At 43.6% G+C, this 15,403-nt stretch carries 14 protein-coding genes and 2 tRNA genes; 13 read left to right on the top strand and 3 right to left on the bottom strand.

Annotated features, from left to right (window positions below; genetic code table 11):
- Nucleotides 1-14: 14 nt before the first annotated feature.
- Nucleotides 15-1,088: a TerC/Alx family metal homeostasis membrane protein gene (locus tag LZD49_RS32500; RefSeq protein WP_234672448.1), complete on the bottom strand. Its 1,074-nt coding sequence runs from the start codon at nucleotides 1,086-1,088 to the stop codon at nucleotides 15-17.
- A 377-nt stretch (nucleotides 1,089-1,465) separates the two neighbouring features.
- Between LZD49_RS32500 and LZD49_RS32495 the strand changes: the two genes are divergently transcribed.
- The 6 genes from LZD49_RS32495 to LZD49_RS32470 all read left to right on the top strand — a co-directional run bounded on the left by LZD49_RS32495 (nucleotide 1,466) and on the right by LZD49_RS32470 (nucleotide 7,081).
- Nucleotides 1,466-1,538 (top strand) — tRNA-Gly (locus LZD49_RS32495).
- A 65-nt stretch (nucleotides 1,539-1,603) separates the two neighbouring features.
- Nucleotides 1,604-1,689, top strand: a tRNA-Leu gene (locus LZD49_RS32490).
- Between the two features lie 341 nt (nucleotides 1,690-2,030).
- Complete coding sequence (locus LZD49_RS32485) at nucleotides 2,031-3,032, top strand: radical SAM protein (RefSeq protein ID WP_234672445.1); 1,002 nt, start codon at nucleotides 2,031-2,033, stop codon at nucleotides 3,030-3,032.
- Between the two features lie 34 nt (nucleotides 3,033-3,066).
- Nucleotides 3,067-3,642, top strand: a complete 576-nt coding sequence (locus LZD49_RS32480) for an ATP-binding cassette domain-containing protein (RefSeq protein WP_234672443.1) — start codon at nucleotides 3,067-3,069, stop codon at nucleotides 3,640-3,642.
- Nucleotides 3,623-5,410, top strand: coding sequence for an ABC transporter permease subunit (locus tag LZD49_RS32475; protein ID WP_234672441.1), 1,788 nt, complete (start codon nucleotides 3,623-3,625; stop codon nucleotides 5,408-5,410). The genes LZD49_RS32480 and LZD49_RS32475 overlap by 20 nt, the downstream gene beginning before the upstream one ends.
- 9 nt (nucleotides 5,411-5,419) lie before the next feature.
- Nucleotides 5,420-7,081 (top strand): hypothetical protein, encoded by a 1,662-nt coding sequence (locus LZD49_RS32470; protein ID WP_234672439.1) that lies wholly within the window; start codon nucleotides 5,420-5,422, stop codon nucleotides 7,079-7,081.
- Nucleotides 7,082-7,097: 16 nt separating this feature from the next.
- On the opposite strand, the gene LZD49_RS32465 is transcribed toward LZD49_RS32470, so the two are convergent.
- Nucleotides 7,098-7,949, bottom strand: coding sequence for an FRG domain-containing protein (locus tag LZD49_RS32465; protein WP_234672437.1), 852 nt, complete (start codon nucleotides 7,947-7,949; stop codon nucleotides 7,098-7,100).
- Nucleotides 7,950-8,084: 135 nt separating this feature from the next.
- Between LZD49_RS32465 and LZD49_RS32460 the strand changes: the two genes are divergently transcribed.
- Together LZD49_RS32460 and LZD49_RS32455 are read left to right on the top strand one after the other, a co-directional pair.
- Nucleotides 8,085-8,354 carry a helix-turn-helix domain-containing protein gene (locus LZD49_RS32460; protein WP_234672435.1) on the top strand — a complete coding sequence of 90 codons (270 nt, stop codon included), beginning with the start codon at nucleotides 8,085-8,087 and terminating at the stop codon, nucleotides 8,352-8,354.
- Nucleotides 8,355-8,356: 2 nt separating this feature from the next.
- Nucleotides 8,357-8,626, top strand: a complete 270-nt coding sequence (locus LZD49_RS32455; protein WP_234672434.1) for a hypothetical protein — start codon at nucleotides 8,357-8,359, stop codon at nucleotides 8,624-8,626.
- Between the two features lies 1 nt (nucleotide 8,627).
- Here LZD49_RS32455 and LZD49_RS32450 read toward each other — a convergent pair whose 3' ends face one another.
- Nucleotides 8,628-9,275 carry a hypothetical protein gene (locus LZD49_RS32450; protein ID WP_234672433.1) on the bottom strand — a complete coding sequence of 216 codons (648 nt, stop codon included), beginning with the start codon at nucleotides 9,273-9,275 and terminating at the stop codon, nucleotides 8,628-8,630.
- A gap of 68 nt (nucleotides 9,276-9,343) precedes the next feature.
- Here LZD49_RS32450 and LZD49_RS32445 point away from each other — a divergent pair, with 68 nt between their 5' ends.
- From LZD49_RS32445 to LZD49_RS32425, 5 genes are all read left to right on the top strand, one after another.
- On the top strand, nucleotides 9,344-9,613 hold the full coding sequence (locus LZD49_RS32445) for a hypothetical protein (RefSeq protein ID WP_234672432.1): 270 nt from the start codon (nucleotides 9,344-9,346) through the stop codon (nucleotides 9,611-9,613).
- Between the two features lie 140 nt (nucleotides 9,614-9,753).
- A complete protein-coding gene (locus LZD49_RS32440) occupies nucleotides 9,754-11,265 on the top strand; it encodes a type IV secretory system conjugative DNA transfer family protein (RefSeq protein WP_234672431.1) in 1,512 nt (503 codons plus the stop codon).
- Between the two features lie 20 nt (nucleotides 11,266-11,285).
- Complete coding sequence (locus tag LZD49_RS32435; RefSeq protein WP_234672430.1) at nucleotides 11,286-12,068, top strand: hypothetical protein; 783 nt, start codon at nucleotides 11,286-11,288, stop codon at nucleotides 12,066-12,068.
- Nucleotides 12,069-12,246: 178 nt separating this feature from the next.
- Nucleotides 12,247-14,988: a MobF family relaxase gene (gene mobF / locus LZD49_RS32430; protein ID WP_234672429.1), complete on the top strand. Its 2,742-nt coding sequence runs from the start codon at nucleotides 12,247-12,249 to the stop codon at nucleotides 14,986-14,988.
- Entirely contained in the window at nucleotides 14,972-15,361 is a 390-nt protein-coding gene (locus LZD49_RS32425) for a hypothetical protein (protein ID WP_234672428.1), read from the top strand. The genes mobF and LZD49_RS32425 overlap by 17 nt, the downstream gene beginning before the upstream one ends.
- Nucleotides 15,362-15,403: the final 42 nt, after the last annotated feature.

Raw genomic sequence — 15,403 nt, 5'->3', positions numbered from 1 at the left:
ACGACGTCCAATACTCAACTATTGGATAATACCTCGTTCTCTGCCAGTTTTTTCTCGGGGAAAACGAGCGAAGCCAAGATGCTTACAGCCAAAATCCCCAGGATCACGTACAGGGAATATATTGTTTTGAAACCAATGGATTCAAGATAATGGTGCGCCAGCATCTTGCCACCGATAAATACCAACAAAACGCCCAAACCGTACTTGAGGAAGCGAAAAAGCCCCATAATGTTGCTCAGGAAGAAGAACATAGACCGCAGCCCCATAATCGCGAAGATATTCGAGAAAAAAACGACGTAAGGGTCTTTCGTAACCGAGAACACCGCCGGCACTGAATCGACTGCGAAAATAAGGTCGGTGAACTCGACGATCAGCACCACCACAAAAAGCGGTGTTACGAGCCATTTGCCTTTTTTCAGTACAAAAAAGTGCTCATGTACATAGCGTGGAAACACGGGCAGGTATTTGGAGGCGAACCTGACAACCGGGTGCTTTGCAGGATCGATTTTTTCCTCTTCTCCCCCTTCGAAGAAAATCTTGCCGCCTTGGTACACCAGCAACAGGCCGAACAGGTAAATGATCCATTCAAAACGCTGCATTAAAGCCGAGCCCACGAAAATGAATACAAAACGCATGATAATTGCGCCCAAAACACCCCAAAAGAGCACTTTCTTAAAATATTTGGCTCTTACTCCGAATGAAGAGAAGATTAATATAATGACGAAAATATTATCGACCGAGAGTGCATATTCGAGCAGATAGCCGGTTATAAATTCCAGCGACATGTTCTTTCGATATATTTCCAGACTTTCGTGATAGTCGCCGGGGATCAGTTTAAGATGTGGTGCGTATTTATTTTTAATCGCTTCCAGATCCCCGTAGTTGTCCATCCCATGTACCAGATCCCCGTGCGTGTTGATGACCAGGTAAAATGCCAGTGCCAGTGCAATCCAGGCGACGGTCCAGGCAGCTGCTTCTCCAAACTTGACCACATGGTCTTTTTTGTTGAAAACCCCCAAATCCAAAAGCAGCATTACACTGATTACCAGTATAAAACCTCCAAAAAACAGCACTTCGTTGGAAAACATGAACAAGCAAATTAAGTTGTTAGTAGGCAGGCCTGACTCTCACTAAAACCGGGCCATTCCGGTAAATCACAGCCTATACGATTTGAAGGAGGCAAAGGTAAACAAAAAAGGAAGTGGAAAGGTGAAATCTGACGGGCGGTAAAAGAGAAAGGCCATTCATTGATTTCGCCGGGATAAATACCTTAAAAGGAAAAGCCCCACAATGCTTTCATTCTGCGTTTTCCGATCAAAAAAATTTTCAGGCGCGAGCAATTGATTTACAATTTGTTAATGTTTTTATGAGATTTTTTTGTTAAATATTTTTCTCAAAAGCTTGCGTTGAATATCCCGTCTCCCTACATTTGCACCACAATAACCGACAACGGTTAGGCAAATATGCGAAAGTAGCTCAGCTGGTAGAGCGCGACCTTGCCAAGGTCGAGGTCGCGGGTTCGAACCCCGTCTTTCGCTCAGAGACATGAAAGCACCGGAAACGGTGCTTTTTTTCTCTTACTAGTGCCGGAAACCTGGCTTTTGCCGGGGTGGTGGAACTGGTAGACACGCAGGACTTAAAATCCTGTGGGCCGAAACGCCCGTACGGGTTCGATTCCCGTCCCCGGTACTGAATTTCAAGCAGTTATAAACTCAGGTTTGTAACTGCTTTTTTTGTTGGTACAACATAGGTACAACAGCCTATACCAACCAACCTGCAAATCAACCTGTCTTCGTGAAAGATCTCGTATAATTAGACTAAAATCTCGCGCAGCAACGCCTGAGTAAGGGGCTATCTTCTGATACTCTTTTACATGCCACCTACGATTACATTTTTACTCTCATTCACTGCTGGAGCGTGCCTTAGCTCCTGCCCCTAATCACCAGTCAAAAACATATTATCCTTTTGATGGCTAATTAGTCCAAGATTTGCGTTATTTGAGTATCTTCCAACCTATCCAACTATTACTCATGGCCGGAGCTATCGCAGGAACAGCATTAGTTGACTTTGCCCCTCACCTAACACGGAAACTCACTACCATTACACTGACTATCAATAATTTATGCAACTTATCATGCCCACATTGCTATTTGCAATATAAGCCCTCCAAGTCGTCTAATTACATTAGCCAACAGGTGATGAATGCAGTTGAAGAAACCTCGTTCAAACATCTCGTAATTGTGGGTAAGGAACCATTAGTTAATTCCCACTCGCAGGAAATAGTTGGTAAGATAGTTTCCGCAAATGTCAAGCGCGGTAAAACGATAGGTCTTATAACAAACGGACTGAAACTGAGCAAACTTGCTCAATCTTCCGCCGCAGACTTGTCATACATTGACGTAAGTTTTGATGGCGGGAAGGAAACCTACCATTTATACAGAAAAGCCGATTTTGGAGAAGTCATTGGAAACATACATGCGGTTTCACGAAACCTCCCTCATTTGCAGTTCAATGCTCTTCACGTTGTGAACCTATCGACAGCCAGACACATTTCAGATATGGTAAACGTTAAGAATTATGCAAATTTTAACAAAATCATGTTTTCACCTTACATTGAGACTAAGAATGACGGAGAAAATACTGTCGAACGCCTACCCATTAGAATTGTACTGGAAAAATTTGCATCTAATCCAGACTTCATGTATACAGAAAATGCATTTATACTATTAGATATTTACCATCTTCTTGGAGAAAGTAAGCTTTTTCATGACGAAGGATTTAATTCAATGAACGAGATAAAGAATACTGTCTTGTCGCTAGGTCTTGAAGGCAAAGTCAAGTTGATTGAAAACGATCCTCTCTCACACGGTTTTCTGAGAGTAACCTATGACGGATATTTATTGAGCCCCTATAAATCACTGGACCCGAGCTACTATCGCGAAACAGGCAATCATGTTAGCAAAATTGAAATCGACGAGTATTTTAGAAATATAACTTTCAACCCAAGTGCGTTTATAGCTCATGCGAATTAATGGTCTGACATTTTCATATGAGCCCAACATTCATGTGTTTAAGGATTTTAATTTTGCATCAAATGCCCAATACATCGTGTTTCAAGGGAGGTCGGGCTGTGGTAAAAGCACTTTACTGAAGTTATTGTCGGGTAATTTATGGCATGAGCTAGGCACCATGGATCTTAATAGTCTGCAAACACCATGCTTAATCTTGCAAGAAGACTCGCTTTTCCCATGGCTGAATGGGTATAGCAATATTGCACTAGTAACAGGCAAAAGTAAAGACGAAATAAAGTCACATATTCTATTCCCCGAGTTGCAGGGTTTTCTTGATAAGAAGGCCTACGAAATGTCTTTTGGGCAAAGAAGAATAATAGAGCTATTTAGAGCGATGTTATTTGAACCCGAAATCTTGTATTTAGACGAGCCATTTAATTACCTGGATGAGCACAGTAGAAGTCTTATTGCTAGGATCCTTTTTTCAAAAGATTTATTACCGAAGACTAAGACAATAATTTTAACGACACACTATGATTCGGACATTGAACTTTTAAGGCACCAAAAGTACGAGGTATATCACTTTAGCGGGGTAATGCCATATGCAAAACTTGAAAAAAAGAACATCTAATCCAACGTCAGTGCTTACCATCCTGGGGTATCTTCTGATGCTCTTGGCGTGGTATACTTTAAAGAATTTCTTCGATGTTTCGGATAGAATGCTGCCTTCAATTCAAGATGTAGTGAATTCCATCGGCGATTTCAAACCGCCTCTTACTATTCACGCTTCCTATACCATTGGACGCCTCACGATAGGTTTTACTCTTGGTGTACTGATCGGCATCCTTCTCGGAACACTTATATACAAATTTGATACGCTAAGTAAAATACTCTATCCGACAATTCAAGCTATGAGGTCAATTCCCCCAATAGCAACGGTGCCATTCTTTATTCTGTGGTTTGGTTTTTCTGAGATTGGTAGATACACCATGGTACTTCTCGGAATTGCCTTTAACATCGCGATTTCTACCTATCAGATTCTATCTTTTATCCCTGAAAAATACCAGGTCATGTTCAAAAGCTACAATATAAAGCCACAATCAATGATTAAAAGTTTTCTCTTACCACGAGTTTTCGAAGAACTACTACCGACGATCCGTTTTTCATTGTCCACTGCATTGGGCCTCGTGATTGTGAGTGAATTGCTTGGTGCGCAAATCGGACTTGGTTATCTAATACAAACTTCTCGCTCTACATATTCTATGCACGTAATATTCCTGGCTATGATTCTTCTCGGGCTAATTAACACCTCTTTTGACAAACTCATAAGCACTCTATGGGGCTATATCACCTTCTGGAAACAACGGAATGTATTCGGTTTTCTTATTTTATTCATAAGCTGCTTTACAGTAACTTCTTGCGGTGACAGTTCTTCAACAACCGGGAATGAATTAAAGCTCGGCATATCTCCGTATCAAGATCTTGCGATGATCACAAACATCAAAAATCTAAAATTGGAGGAAAAGTTTGGCCTTAACGTTGAACTAGTAACCTTACCATGGGAGGAAATACTTCCTTCGATTGGAAGTCAAGGTCAAACCATCGACGTTGGATTTGCCAGTTACATCGAATACATAACTAAATCAAATCATATTAATCAAAACTCAAAAGATCCTATATTGTTCATTTATCCCGCATACGTTTTTGCGGGAGGCGCATTTACCTCATTGGATAAGGATTATCCAATTTTCAACGTTAATACCGTTAATGACAAAAAACTTGTTGCAAAATTTTTAGCTCATACAATCGGAGCGCAAAAAAATTCGATGTTTGACATGGCTATTTATAGCCTTGCAAATAAGATTAACTATGATATTGATTCAGTAAAAATAATAGATACTCCTATGGCGGACGGCATCTTGGCACTTCAATCTCACAGCATTGATTTTGCGTCCGCTGGGTTGACTCAAAGAAACGAAATAGAGAGACTAGGTGGAAAGGCCGTCCTATCATTTGAGACCCTCGGATTTGCGGATATAACTGGTTTTATTTGCAAGGAAAGCGTGTTAAAGACAAGAAAGAAAGATATCGAGAAACTCATAAAAATGTGGTTTGAGTCTGTTGACTACATTACAACTGACGTAAATGCACGTGTTGGAATATCCACTTTACCTTATTTGAGCGCCAACGCTTCTACAAAATATACAATTGATACATATAAAAAAGCAATAAGCCAAGAAATATTCCCGAAGAATATTACAGAGGCCGAAAAGCTAATTATATCTGATAGTGCACCGTTTAGCGCAAAAAAAATCTTTGCCAATGTAAGCGGCTATCTTCTAAAGAATAAAATCATTAATAAAGCACCTATTGAACCGGAATTTATACAGATGAAATAACCTAAAAAGATGGATCTAAAAAATGACGTATCGGCGAAGTCTTGGTTAGCCTCATTAAAGGGGAAGAAAATACTAATATTCCACCCAACTTACGTAAATACCCACATCTTCACCTTTTTAGCAAATGAAATTTGTAAGAATTCCTACGAAACTGTTGGAAGCCTAATAGAGATAGATTTTCAGCCATTTGATTGGAAGGATGCTATTTCCCCTAAACTATTTCAGGAACTGACAAGCCGAGACGGTTACGATTTTATACTGCATTTTAGCTCCGCAGATAAGCATGACGTGTTTACGGACGCTTTCTATGAGCTAAACACCTCCCAGCTTTACTCGATCTACAAAGACACATGCCATCATTCAGACTTTTTCTTCAGATTTATCTTTTTCGAAAATAAAATCAATGTAGAAAGGATATGGGAATTTAGCAGGAGATATTACAACAATCCGCGTTTCTATCGTGGACTACCATATCTGTCTAAGCTTGTGAGTCTATTACTTTCGAGAGGCTATCGCTCATTTCATGTATCTTCCGATTCTGGTGAAGAAGCTAGAAGCCTCGTGCAAAAATTACTCCATGAAGAATATGGCTTCACTTTCAAACTACTGCCGCTGAACGTAAATGGATCAAGTCAAAAAGCAAATGAAGAATTGGGACTCAGTGTCAAAGGGGGGCAACAAAGCCACGAAGAAATTAAGAGGCAAGACGGCAAGCTTTCGAGCTCTCTGACATTTGTAGTCCCTCCCAAAAAGAAATGGACCAGCGCAACGAAGATTTTTCTCATTCACAAAACTGAAATACCCAGCGATCTACCAGAAAGTTTAAAGCTACTGTGCGAACGTTTTTCTTCGTTTATCTTTGGTGAGCTTGGTAAAGACTCCCCCGACGAAGAGAGCGAAAAAATCATAAACACGATCCATCTCGATTTCACAAAAGAGAGCATATTTAACTTTCTCCGAGAGGGGAACTTTAAGTCGATTGAAGATCTACGAATAGCTATCGAAAATACAGAAAATCAATTCATAAAATCATTACGGCAATATATTGCGCACACAACGCTAAAAGTTGCAATAATTAATTTATGGCGTGATAATAGTAAAATAAGTGACTTTTTGCAACTCGTAGATCACCATGCGAATAGCCTCTATTTGCAATCGCATAACGACTATCTCCAATGCCTCAAAAATCATCACTATTTTGGAGATTCTATTGAGGGCGAATCCCGACATAAATTTGAGAACTTCAGTACTTTGGAGGCAAATTTCAAAAGGCTATACAGTTTTTTGCTTAATGCCCTTCCACGCCTTGAAAATGACAATGGCTCATCCCTCCTTCGGGATGGATTTTGTGTTCTGAAGTGTGTCATGGAACATCCAGATGGGATTGAAAGCGCCAACGACAAATTGCTCCGAGACAACCTTTTAAACAATAAAAAGTTCTTTGATGGTATCGACAAAATTGAAGTATCGGCGATCAATTGGGATTTCTTAGATTTTTATGATGATTTGAGAATAGTTGCGGATGATTTAAACTATTTTATTACAACTGGATATCTGTTGAATGAAGAGATAGTTTTCGATTGCTTTCAGCATTTAGATCTATCTGAATTTGAATATCTATTTTCATTTTCGCTGTATCGAGAATTTTTAAAAGACCTTTCAAAGAAATAGTATTTTCTTCTAATAACTACCTTAATCTACCTTCACGAAGCTGGTAATTTAATCTTTTACATAGGTTGTCTAAGCTCGGATATATAGTCTCATCATGGATATTATATAACTGTAGTGCACGCATTATTTCCTTACCATAAGTGCTTCTATTAATCATAATTTTAAACATATCCCAGAAAGAGTCTTCTTTTTTTCTTGTGGGGTCAAATTTATGTGGAAAGAACTGCTCATTTTCGTTCAGAGGGACATACCCTTTCCTAGCATCAAAGTGATGAAAAGTGAAAAGTCCGGACTGATTTTTTATTCTAGGGCTTACCACATTTGGAAAGAATATTTTAGTCGCACCTATTTCAGTCAAATCTTTAAATTTCATATTTGTCTCATCTTCCGAGAAAAAAAACTGACGCCTTTTATTCTCGTCTGCATTGAATTTAGTGTTAGCAACCAGAATCCAAATTGCGCAATATTCATCCGTATCATCACTAATAAAGGCAGGAGGCGTGCAGGCAAACCACAATGCAGCCAACGGGTTTGTGGTCCAATCTAATAGTCTTGTAAGCAATCCATAATGTTGGGCTATTGCTAAGGTTTCAGCATCGTTTGAGTCTAAATCACCAGTATACTCTCGGTAAATATTATTATAATAGCTTAAACTTGATCTCTTAAAATTATTTAAAAATGTTATTTCTGTCTGAAGCGAAAAGTCCTTGGGCAAGTTTCTAGCTATTGACGGCGCTAAATTAAATTTCGCTTGATTCACACCTCGATAATACACCTCGTTCTGATCACCATCCAGGGTCAGAATAATACTATTGAACTCATTAAGGTTTTTAACGTAGTACTCTTCAAATCCGGCTTTTACCTTCATACATAGAGAATATTTAGGAAAAAATAATCTAAAAAATGCACATTAAAAAATTAATATCTTTCATATTGCAATAATATTGATTGACAAGTAAAGAATATGATCTCTACCTAGCAATTAGTTAAACATTTCCCAGACATGCAAGTAATATGCTTAGAAGAAGTTGCCTTCTACACGCTTATTGACCAGGTAGTTGAACGATTGAACACACAATCCTCTCGGAAAGTTGAGAAGTGGTTGTCTGATGAACAGGCAATGCAAATGCTCAATATTAAATCTAAGACTACTCTTCAGAAACTTCGTGACGAGGGAAAAGTTAGATTTTCTCAGCCACAAAAGAAAATAATCCTCTATGACCGTGATTCCATTGAGGATTATTTGAACAAACATGCCCGTAATACTTTCTAACTATGGAAGACGAAAAAATAGACCCAGACTATCTGAAAGGCTTCAACGATAGCTACCTGATTGCGCAACACATGTCCGGGCTATCGGAAAAACTCTCAAAAATCGAAGGTGATAGTCCACGCCTACAGGGTATGCGTGATGGCCGCCAGCAATATTTGGTAGATCAAGTTAAAAGTAAGCTTCCACATTGGCTCAAAAACGACAAAACAGCCAAAGACACTCCCTCGCCCGAAAAATCTAAAACCCGCGATGTTGATCCGCCATCTAAATAGCCTACTCCTTGCTAGGAGTACTGTTTCCCTTATCGGGCAGTTTCCCTGGTTCCGGCGATTTCTGTTCCTGAGCCTTGGCGTAGCTCAGGCTCTGCGTAAATCGCGCTGACATCGAGAATGTCTTCTCTTCTTTCCTTACAGTTTCTTCTGGCGCCGCCGGGGTCGCTTTCTCCTCATTCTCCTTCGCCCTGAAATTCGTTGTCAGCTGTCGCATATAGTCCTGCGAATAATTCATGTCTTTGGGAGTTTGCCGTAGACCATCCATTTCTTTATCAGATTTTCCTTCGAACGCGTTGGGGTTCATCTTGTGGAACGTCGCCTCACGCAATTGGTTGGCCGTTGCTTCGTCCAGGCCGATAGCATCTATCTCGCGCTCAATGCGTTTGTTGAGCCCTGACTCAATGTCCGCTTTCTGTTTTTCGAGGTTGTAAACAACGTTAACGGGATTGTTTTGCTTGGCGGGTTTCAAGAACCCTGGCGGATTGTAACGAGGTACATAGGGATCAGGCTCTTTAAATTCCCTGGGCGTCCGGTCAAGCTCCTTGTCGATCAATTCCGTCTTTTTCCGAGCCTCAGTGACCATCTCTTCGATATATTCCATGTGCTCGGGAAATGGATAATGCTCCTTCCTACTATCCTTGCTATCCATGTTTTAGAGGGTTTAAATTCTTGACATTAATCGAATTTATGGTAATATAAATAGACGAACCATGTACTATGAATTCACGGAGGCTTGCCATGGAATATCAGGAACACCTACTCAAAAGCGTCTTTAAGGGCAACAAAGAACGTTTCGAAAAAGCCTGGCAGCAAGCACTCGACGAGGGTTGCGAAGGTGCTGTTAGCTGGAACAAACTCGTTACCCCTGCCACACTTTCCGAAAAACCTCTTGACTTGACTTCAATCTATAAGTCCGAAAGTCTACCCTACGGTTTGAAGCAACTTTCCTTCAAACCGTTCCAATCCTTCTTTATCTGGAAACGCTAAGCACTAACTTCCGAAAACTTCCTCATAATCAAGAGTATCCCCGATAAATAATTTTGGGGTTACTTATTTAACGGTCAAAATATTCTCAAAACAATCCAATATTTTGTCAAAGTAATTTTACCCTCTTCCCTTTCTTGCTTATGAATTCGTTTGATCTTGATCAGCCAATCATCGAGTTGGCTTCACCGTCTGAACGGAATTACTGGACTCTCCGCCACGCTGTCGAAGGCGTCCAAATTTTCGGAGGTATCGGCTCGGGTAAAACGTCTGGCTCGGGCCGGATGATCGCTCTCAAATATCTCAAAGCAGGGTTTGGCGGGTTGGTGCTGACGGTTAAGCCAGACGAAAAACAATCCTGGGTCGATTACTGTCAACAGACTGGTCGAAGCAATGATCTGATTGTTCTGGAGCCTGGCGGCAAACACAACTTTAACTTCTTGGCTTATGAATCCGTGCAGTCCGGTGGTGGCTCGGCATTAACCGAAAATCTAGTCGATGTGCTGAAGACCGTTATACGTGCTGGTGAAGAAAAAGATGCGGGAAAAGGCGACGACCCTTTTTGGGAGACGGCATTAGATATGCTCATGTTCAATGTCATCGACCTATGCCAGCTCGCCTACGGCAAAGTCGCAATTAAAGACCTTTACAATATCGCCCAAACAATCCCAAAGGATTTGGAAGGTCTCAAAACCGAAGCGCAAGCGGGAGCCAAATATTTCCACAAGGCGTTTGAGACCGCAAAGGAAAACGTCAATGTTCAGGTTGAAGAATGGTTCGCCAGCCTCCCCCTCTCCCACCAGCAGCGACTACAAGACGAACTGGACTTTGAGAATGAGCTTTTAGAGGCCGTTCCAAACGCAAGGTTATTTAAATTCATTGATCAGTTCTTTGTCGAAAACTTTATCTCCCTGACAGACAAGACCAGGTCAATCATAGACTTTATCTTCTCCGGATTTCTGTTCCGATTATTACGAGATCCGGTGTACTCAATGTTTTGTAGACATGAACTGTCCACCGTGACGCCTGAGGACTCCTTGCGAGGTAAAATCATCCTGATCAACCTGCCTGTGAAAACCTATCATAAAGTGGGACGTGATTGCCAGATCCTGTTCAAATATATTTGGCAGCGCACCATGGAAAAGCGTGACGTGTCGCGTAATGACAGGCCTGTGTTCCTCTGGGCAGACGAGGCTCAAAATTTTATCCACGAGAAAGATGCCGACTTTCAAGCCACTGCACGGAGTAGCCGCGTATCCACAGTATACATCTCACAGAACCTGCCCAATTACATGGCCTCTATGGGTGGCAAACAGGGCGAGTTCAAAGTCAAAAGTTTTCTTGGAACGCTCGGCACCAAAATCTTTCATGCCAACGCCGATATCGAAACCAATAAGTATGCATCCGAATTGATCGGTGATGCTTTCTTCGAAGAATATGGAGATAGCGTCACCTTCGCCAAGCAGTTTTCTAAGTCTCAGTCTCGCTCAATGCGCCTTGAACGCGTGGTAAGGCCCGAAGAGTTCGTTCGTCTCAGAACCGGCGGACCGAACAACAGCTTTTGGGTAGAAGGCTACTTACACCGGCAAGGTGACATGGTGCTCAAAGGCCAGAACTATATCAAAATGCTATTTGCACAAAACTATCAACCATAACAAACCTAACTCTTCACTCTATGAAAAAGAACCTTTATTTCCGTACCGTCTTTCGTCGCAAGAATGTCATCAAGGAAGCGATCCTTGATCTGTTCCTTTCAACCTGCTCCGTCCCGCGCCTGCTTCTAGAAGTGTTTATCCGCACGAACATGGGCGAGCGTTATTTCTCATTTTCAACGGCCATTATCGCCACAACAGTTCTGGCAATCCTACCTATCGGAACAAGCGTCGGTTTCTACTTTCTAGCCAAATATGGGTTCAGCCGTGAGTTCGACATCTTCGATTTTCTGTTGCATGATCTGACCTGGTATCTGTTCCTAGCCGGTTTTGTGGGCATGTGTCTCGACCGTCGTCGTGAGATCAAACGGCTTCCTTCAGTATTTGATTTTGGTCGCTACAGCCTATCAACAGGTAACATCCATAACGGCTTTCTTAACTACCAACCCTATGGAAAAAGGCTATCGGTTCGCACGATCGAGACTGTCATTGAGCCGGGCTTTTTCCTTGTGATCGGCCTCGTTCTTTGGCTATTACAGCAACACGTTGGAATTCTGATTGTCTATTGCAGCATCTGTTATTCGATCAGTTATGTCGGCGCGTATCACCGTGGCGACAACTTTGTCATGGATCAAATCGACGAGATGATTTTTAATGAAGAGATGACATCTTCATTTGTCGACGGCCTTACGCCCAACGAAACCAGAGGCGTTAACTATTACGGACGCAAGCCAGCCGATGAGAATATGCGCCGGAAAGTTGCCGAAAATTTCGTCGAAGATTCCGAAATAGCAGTGGCCATGTGACCCCCTAAGCAGTGCTTAGGGAAGACGTCTGATACAAAAGTTAACACTACGTATAGCAATTCCCGTACACTGCCTAAGGGGTTTTCCGTACACAGCTCCTGGTCAAACCAGATAGGCATTTCGTTTAACGTAACCAGAAATATCAATCCCGAATTCAATCCTGTTGTAAACTGCATTTATGATACGGATGATCCAGGCCAGCAATGCTGACCATGCCAAAGCCTACTTCAAGCAAGCCCTCTCCAAAGCTGATTATTACATCAATGATCAGGAGCTGAATGGGCAGATCCGCGGCAAACTTGCCGAGCGGCTTGGCATCACAGGTATTGCATCAAAGGAGGCGTTCTACGCCTTATGCGACAATATCGACCCGGCGACTGGCAAGCACCTGACGCCACGGACAAAGGCAGAGCGGACGACGGGATATGATATCAACTTTCATTGCCCGAAATCGGTGTCGATCTTGCACGCCCTATCCGACGACGATCATTTGATGAAAGCTTTCGAGGATAGCGTGCAGGCGACTATGCGCGACATTGAGGCGGACGCTAAAACCAGAGTGAGAAAGGATGGCCAGTATGACGACCGGCAAACTGGTGAGCTGGTTTGGGCGGACTTCGTCCATCAGACCGCAAGACCGGTAGACGGGCATTTACCCGACCCCCACTTGCATGCTCATTGCTTTGTCTTCAATGCAACGTGGGACGCAGACGAACAGCGGGTCAAGGCAGGACAGTTCCGGGACATTAAACGGGACATGCCCTATTATCAGTCAAGGTTCCACAAATATCTTTCCGATAATCTGATTGATCAGGGCTACGGCATTCGGCGCACAGAGAAGTCCTTCGAGATCGAGAATGTGCCTGAGCAGGTAATCGACCTGTTTTCGAAACGCACGGATGAGATTGGTCGTATCGCTAAGGAAAAGGGCATTACCGATATCGACGAGTTGGGCGAGCTTGGTGCCCGTACCCGCGCCAAAAAGCAGCCGGGTGTCGGCATGAACGAGCTCAGAGCGGATTGGCGTAGACAGATCCGCGAGCTCGAGCCGCCTCAGGACGGCAAAGGCGAGCGGATCATCCGCAACGCCCAGGAAAAGCAGGCCGAGATTGTTCATGCCAAGGACTGCGTTGATCACGCATTGCAACACAGTTTTGAGCGGGCCTCGGTCGTTCACGACCGCAGGCTGCTTGAAAGCGCTTACCGACAGAGCATCGGCCACAGGACCGTCGCTCTGGGTCAGATTACCGACAGCTTGAATGCCGATCAGCGGCTTATGAGTATTACCGAACGCGGCCAAAAGCTCATGACGACCAAAGAGGTTCTGTCCGAGGAGCATTATATGGTCAAACTCGCAAGGGGCGGTCAGGGCAAACTTCGGCCACTTTATGCGAAGAGTCCAGAGGTAAAGCTTGACGGCCAGCAAGGTGAAGCTGTCAAGCACCTTCTGACAACCACAGACAGAGTTTCGATCATTCGCGGCACCGCTGGCTCTGGCAAGACGACACTGATGCAAGAGGCCATCAAGCATATGGAGGAAGCTGGAAAAACAGTGACCGTTGTTGCGCCGACCTCCGAAGCTTCGCGAGGAGTTTTGCGCAAAGAAGGCTTCGCGCAAGCTGAAACCGTCTCTCAGCTCCTGGTCGATAAAAAAATGCAGGAAAAACTAAAAGACCAGGTCTTGTGGGTGGATGAAGCGGGCCTGCTTGGCACCAAGGATATGACCGCCCTGCTCGACCTTGCCACCAAACAGAACGCCAGGTTGATATTGGGAGGCGATACCAGGCAGCATAGCTCGGTCGTCCGTGGGGATGCCTTGCGCATCCTCAATACGGTCGGCGAGATTAAAACTGCCGAAGTAAGCAAGATTTACCGGCAGCGCGACGAAAACTACCGCAAGGCGGTTGAAGATCTCTCTGCGGGCAACGTTAAGAGTGCATTTGAAAAACTCGACGCATCGGGAGCCATTAAAGAAATCGATCCGCTTAGTCCGAACAAGCAACTGATCGACGATTATATGGTAGCCATTAAAAGTAAAAAGACGGCTTTGGTGATTTCTCCAACACACCAGCAGGCAGAGGATGTCACAGACAGCATCCGCCAAAAGCTGCGAAGCAGCGGCGAGCTTGGCAAACGGGAGATTACCATTGACCGGCTTGTTAACCGTAACCTGACCGAAGCGCAGCGGGCGGATTGGCGCAACATCAGTGAGGGCAATATTATTCAGTTCAACCAGAACGTCGCAGGTATCCAGCGCGGCAGCCGCTGGGAAGTAGCATACAGCAATGATCATCATGTCCTGATCAAGGATGATCAGGGCGAAACTCAAACTTTACCTACGGATAAAAGTGCCTGTTACGATATATACCGGATAAAACCGCTCGATCTTGCAAAGGGTGACAAGGTGCGAATCACACGCAACGGCTTTGATGATCAAGACAAGAGGCTGAACAACGGTCAGCTTCTTCAAGTCGCGTCGGTCAAAAAAAGCGGTGACGTTGAACTCTTAGGTGGTGACGGTAGAACCAAATACAAAATTGGAAAGGATTTCGGGCATATCAACCATGCATATTGTATCACAAGTCACGCCTCACAGGGTAAGACGGTCGATGAGGTGTTTATCTCACAGCCGGCGGCCACCTTCCCGGCGACGAGTTCCAAGCAACTCTATGTGTCGGTTTCTCGCGGACGCGACAAAGTGCATATCTATACCGATGACAAAGAAGAGCTTCTGACACACGCGCAACGCCTGGGCGACCGTCAGTCTGCCTTGGAGCTGATGCAAAAGCGCAAGAACATTCAAGCTATGGCAGAGCAAGTTGCGCGCGAGCGCAATGCTCCATACAAGGACAAAAATCCGACAAGAACGATTACTCCCAAACAGCGCACAATTGATATCGACTATGAGCCACGGATTTAAACTGCGCTTCGACCAGATGCGGGAGAACAGTCCCGCGAAAACCGACGGCGAAGAAGAACCTGTTCTTGGCGGGTCGGATGATGCCATGCATTCCTTGGGCCATGCCCGCAACCTATGTCTGGTCTGGCCTGACGGCAGGCGTGCGTTTTTCAACTATGCATACTTGATCTCAGCCGACTTTAATCCCGGCAACGAAATGAATTTGATCAAACTTGGTTTTTCATCGCAGACTGTCGTCTTGAAGGGCTACGGGCTGGAATCCCTGTTTATGCAACTACTCGACCATCTTCCAAAAATCATTGCAATGATTGATAAGCGCTACACCATGAATGATGAGAGCTCCCAGGTCTTGGAAATCATCATTGAAGAATAATTTCAGCAACTAAATATACTTGTTACATTCTATCACTTAAAC

The organism is Dyadobacter sp. CY261, assembly GCF_021440085.1.
GTDB lineage: Bacteria > Bacteroidota > Bacteroidia > Cytophagales > Spirosomataceae > Dyadobacter.
The sequence above is the reverse complement of the archived record's forward strand: the minus strand, read 5'-3'. Positions and strand labels throughout refer to the sequence as shown.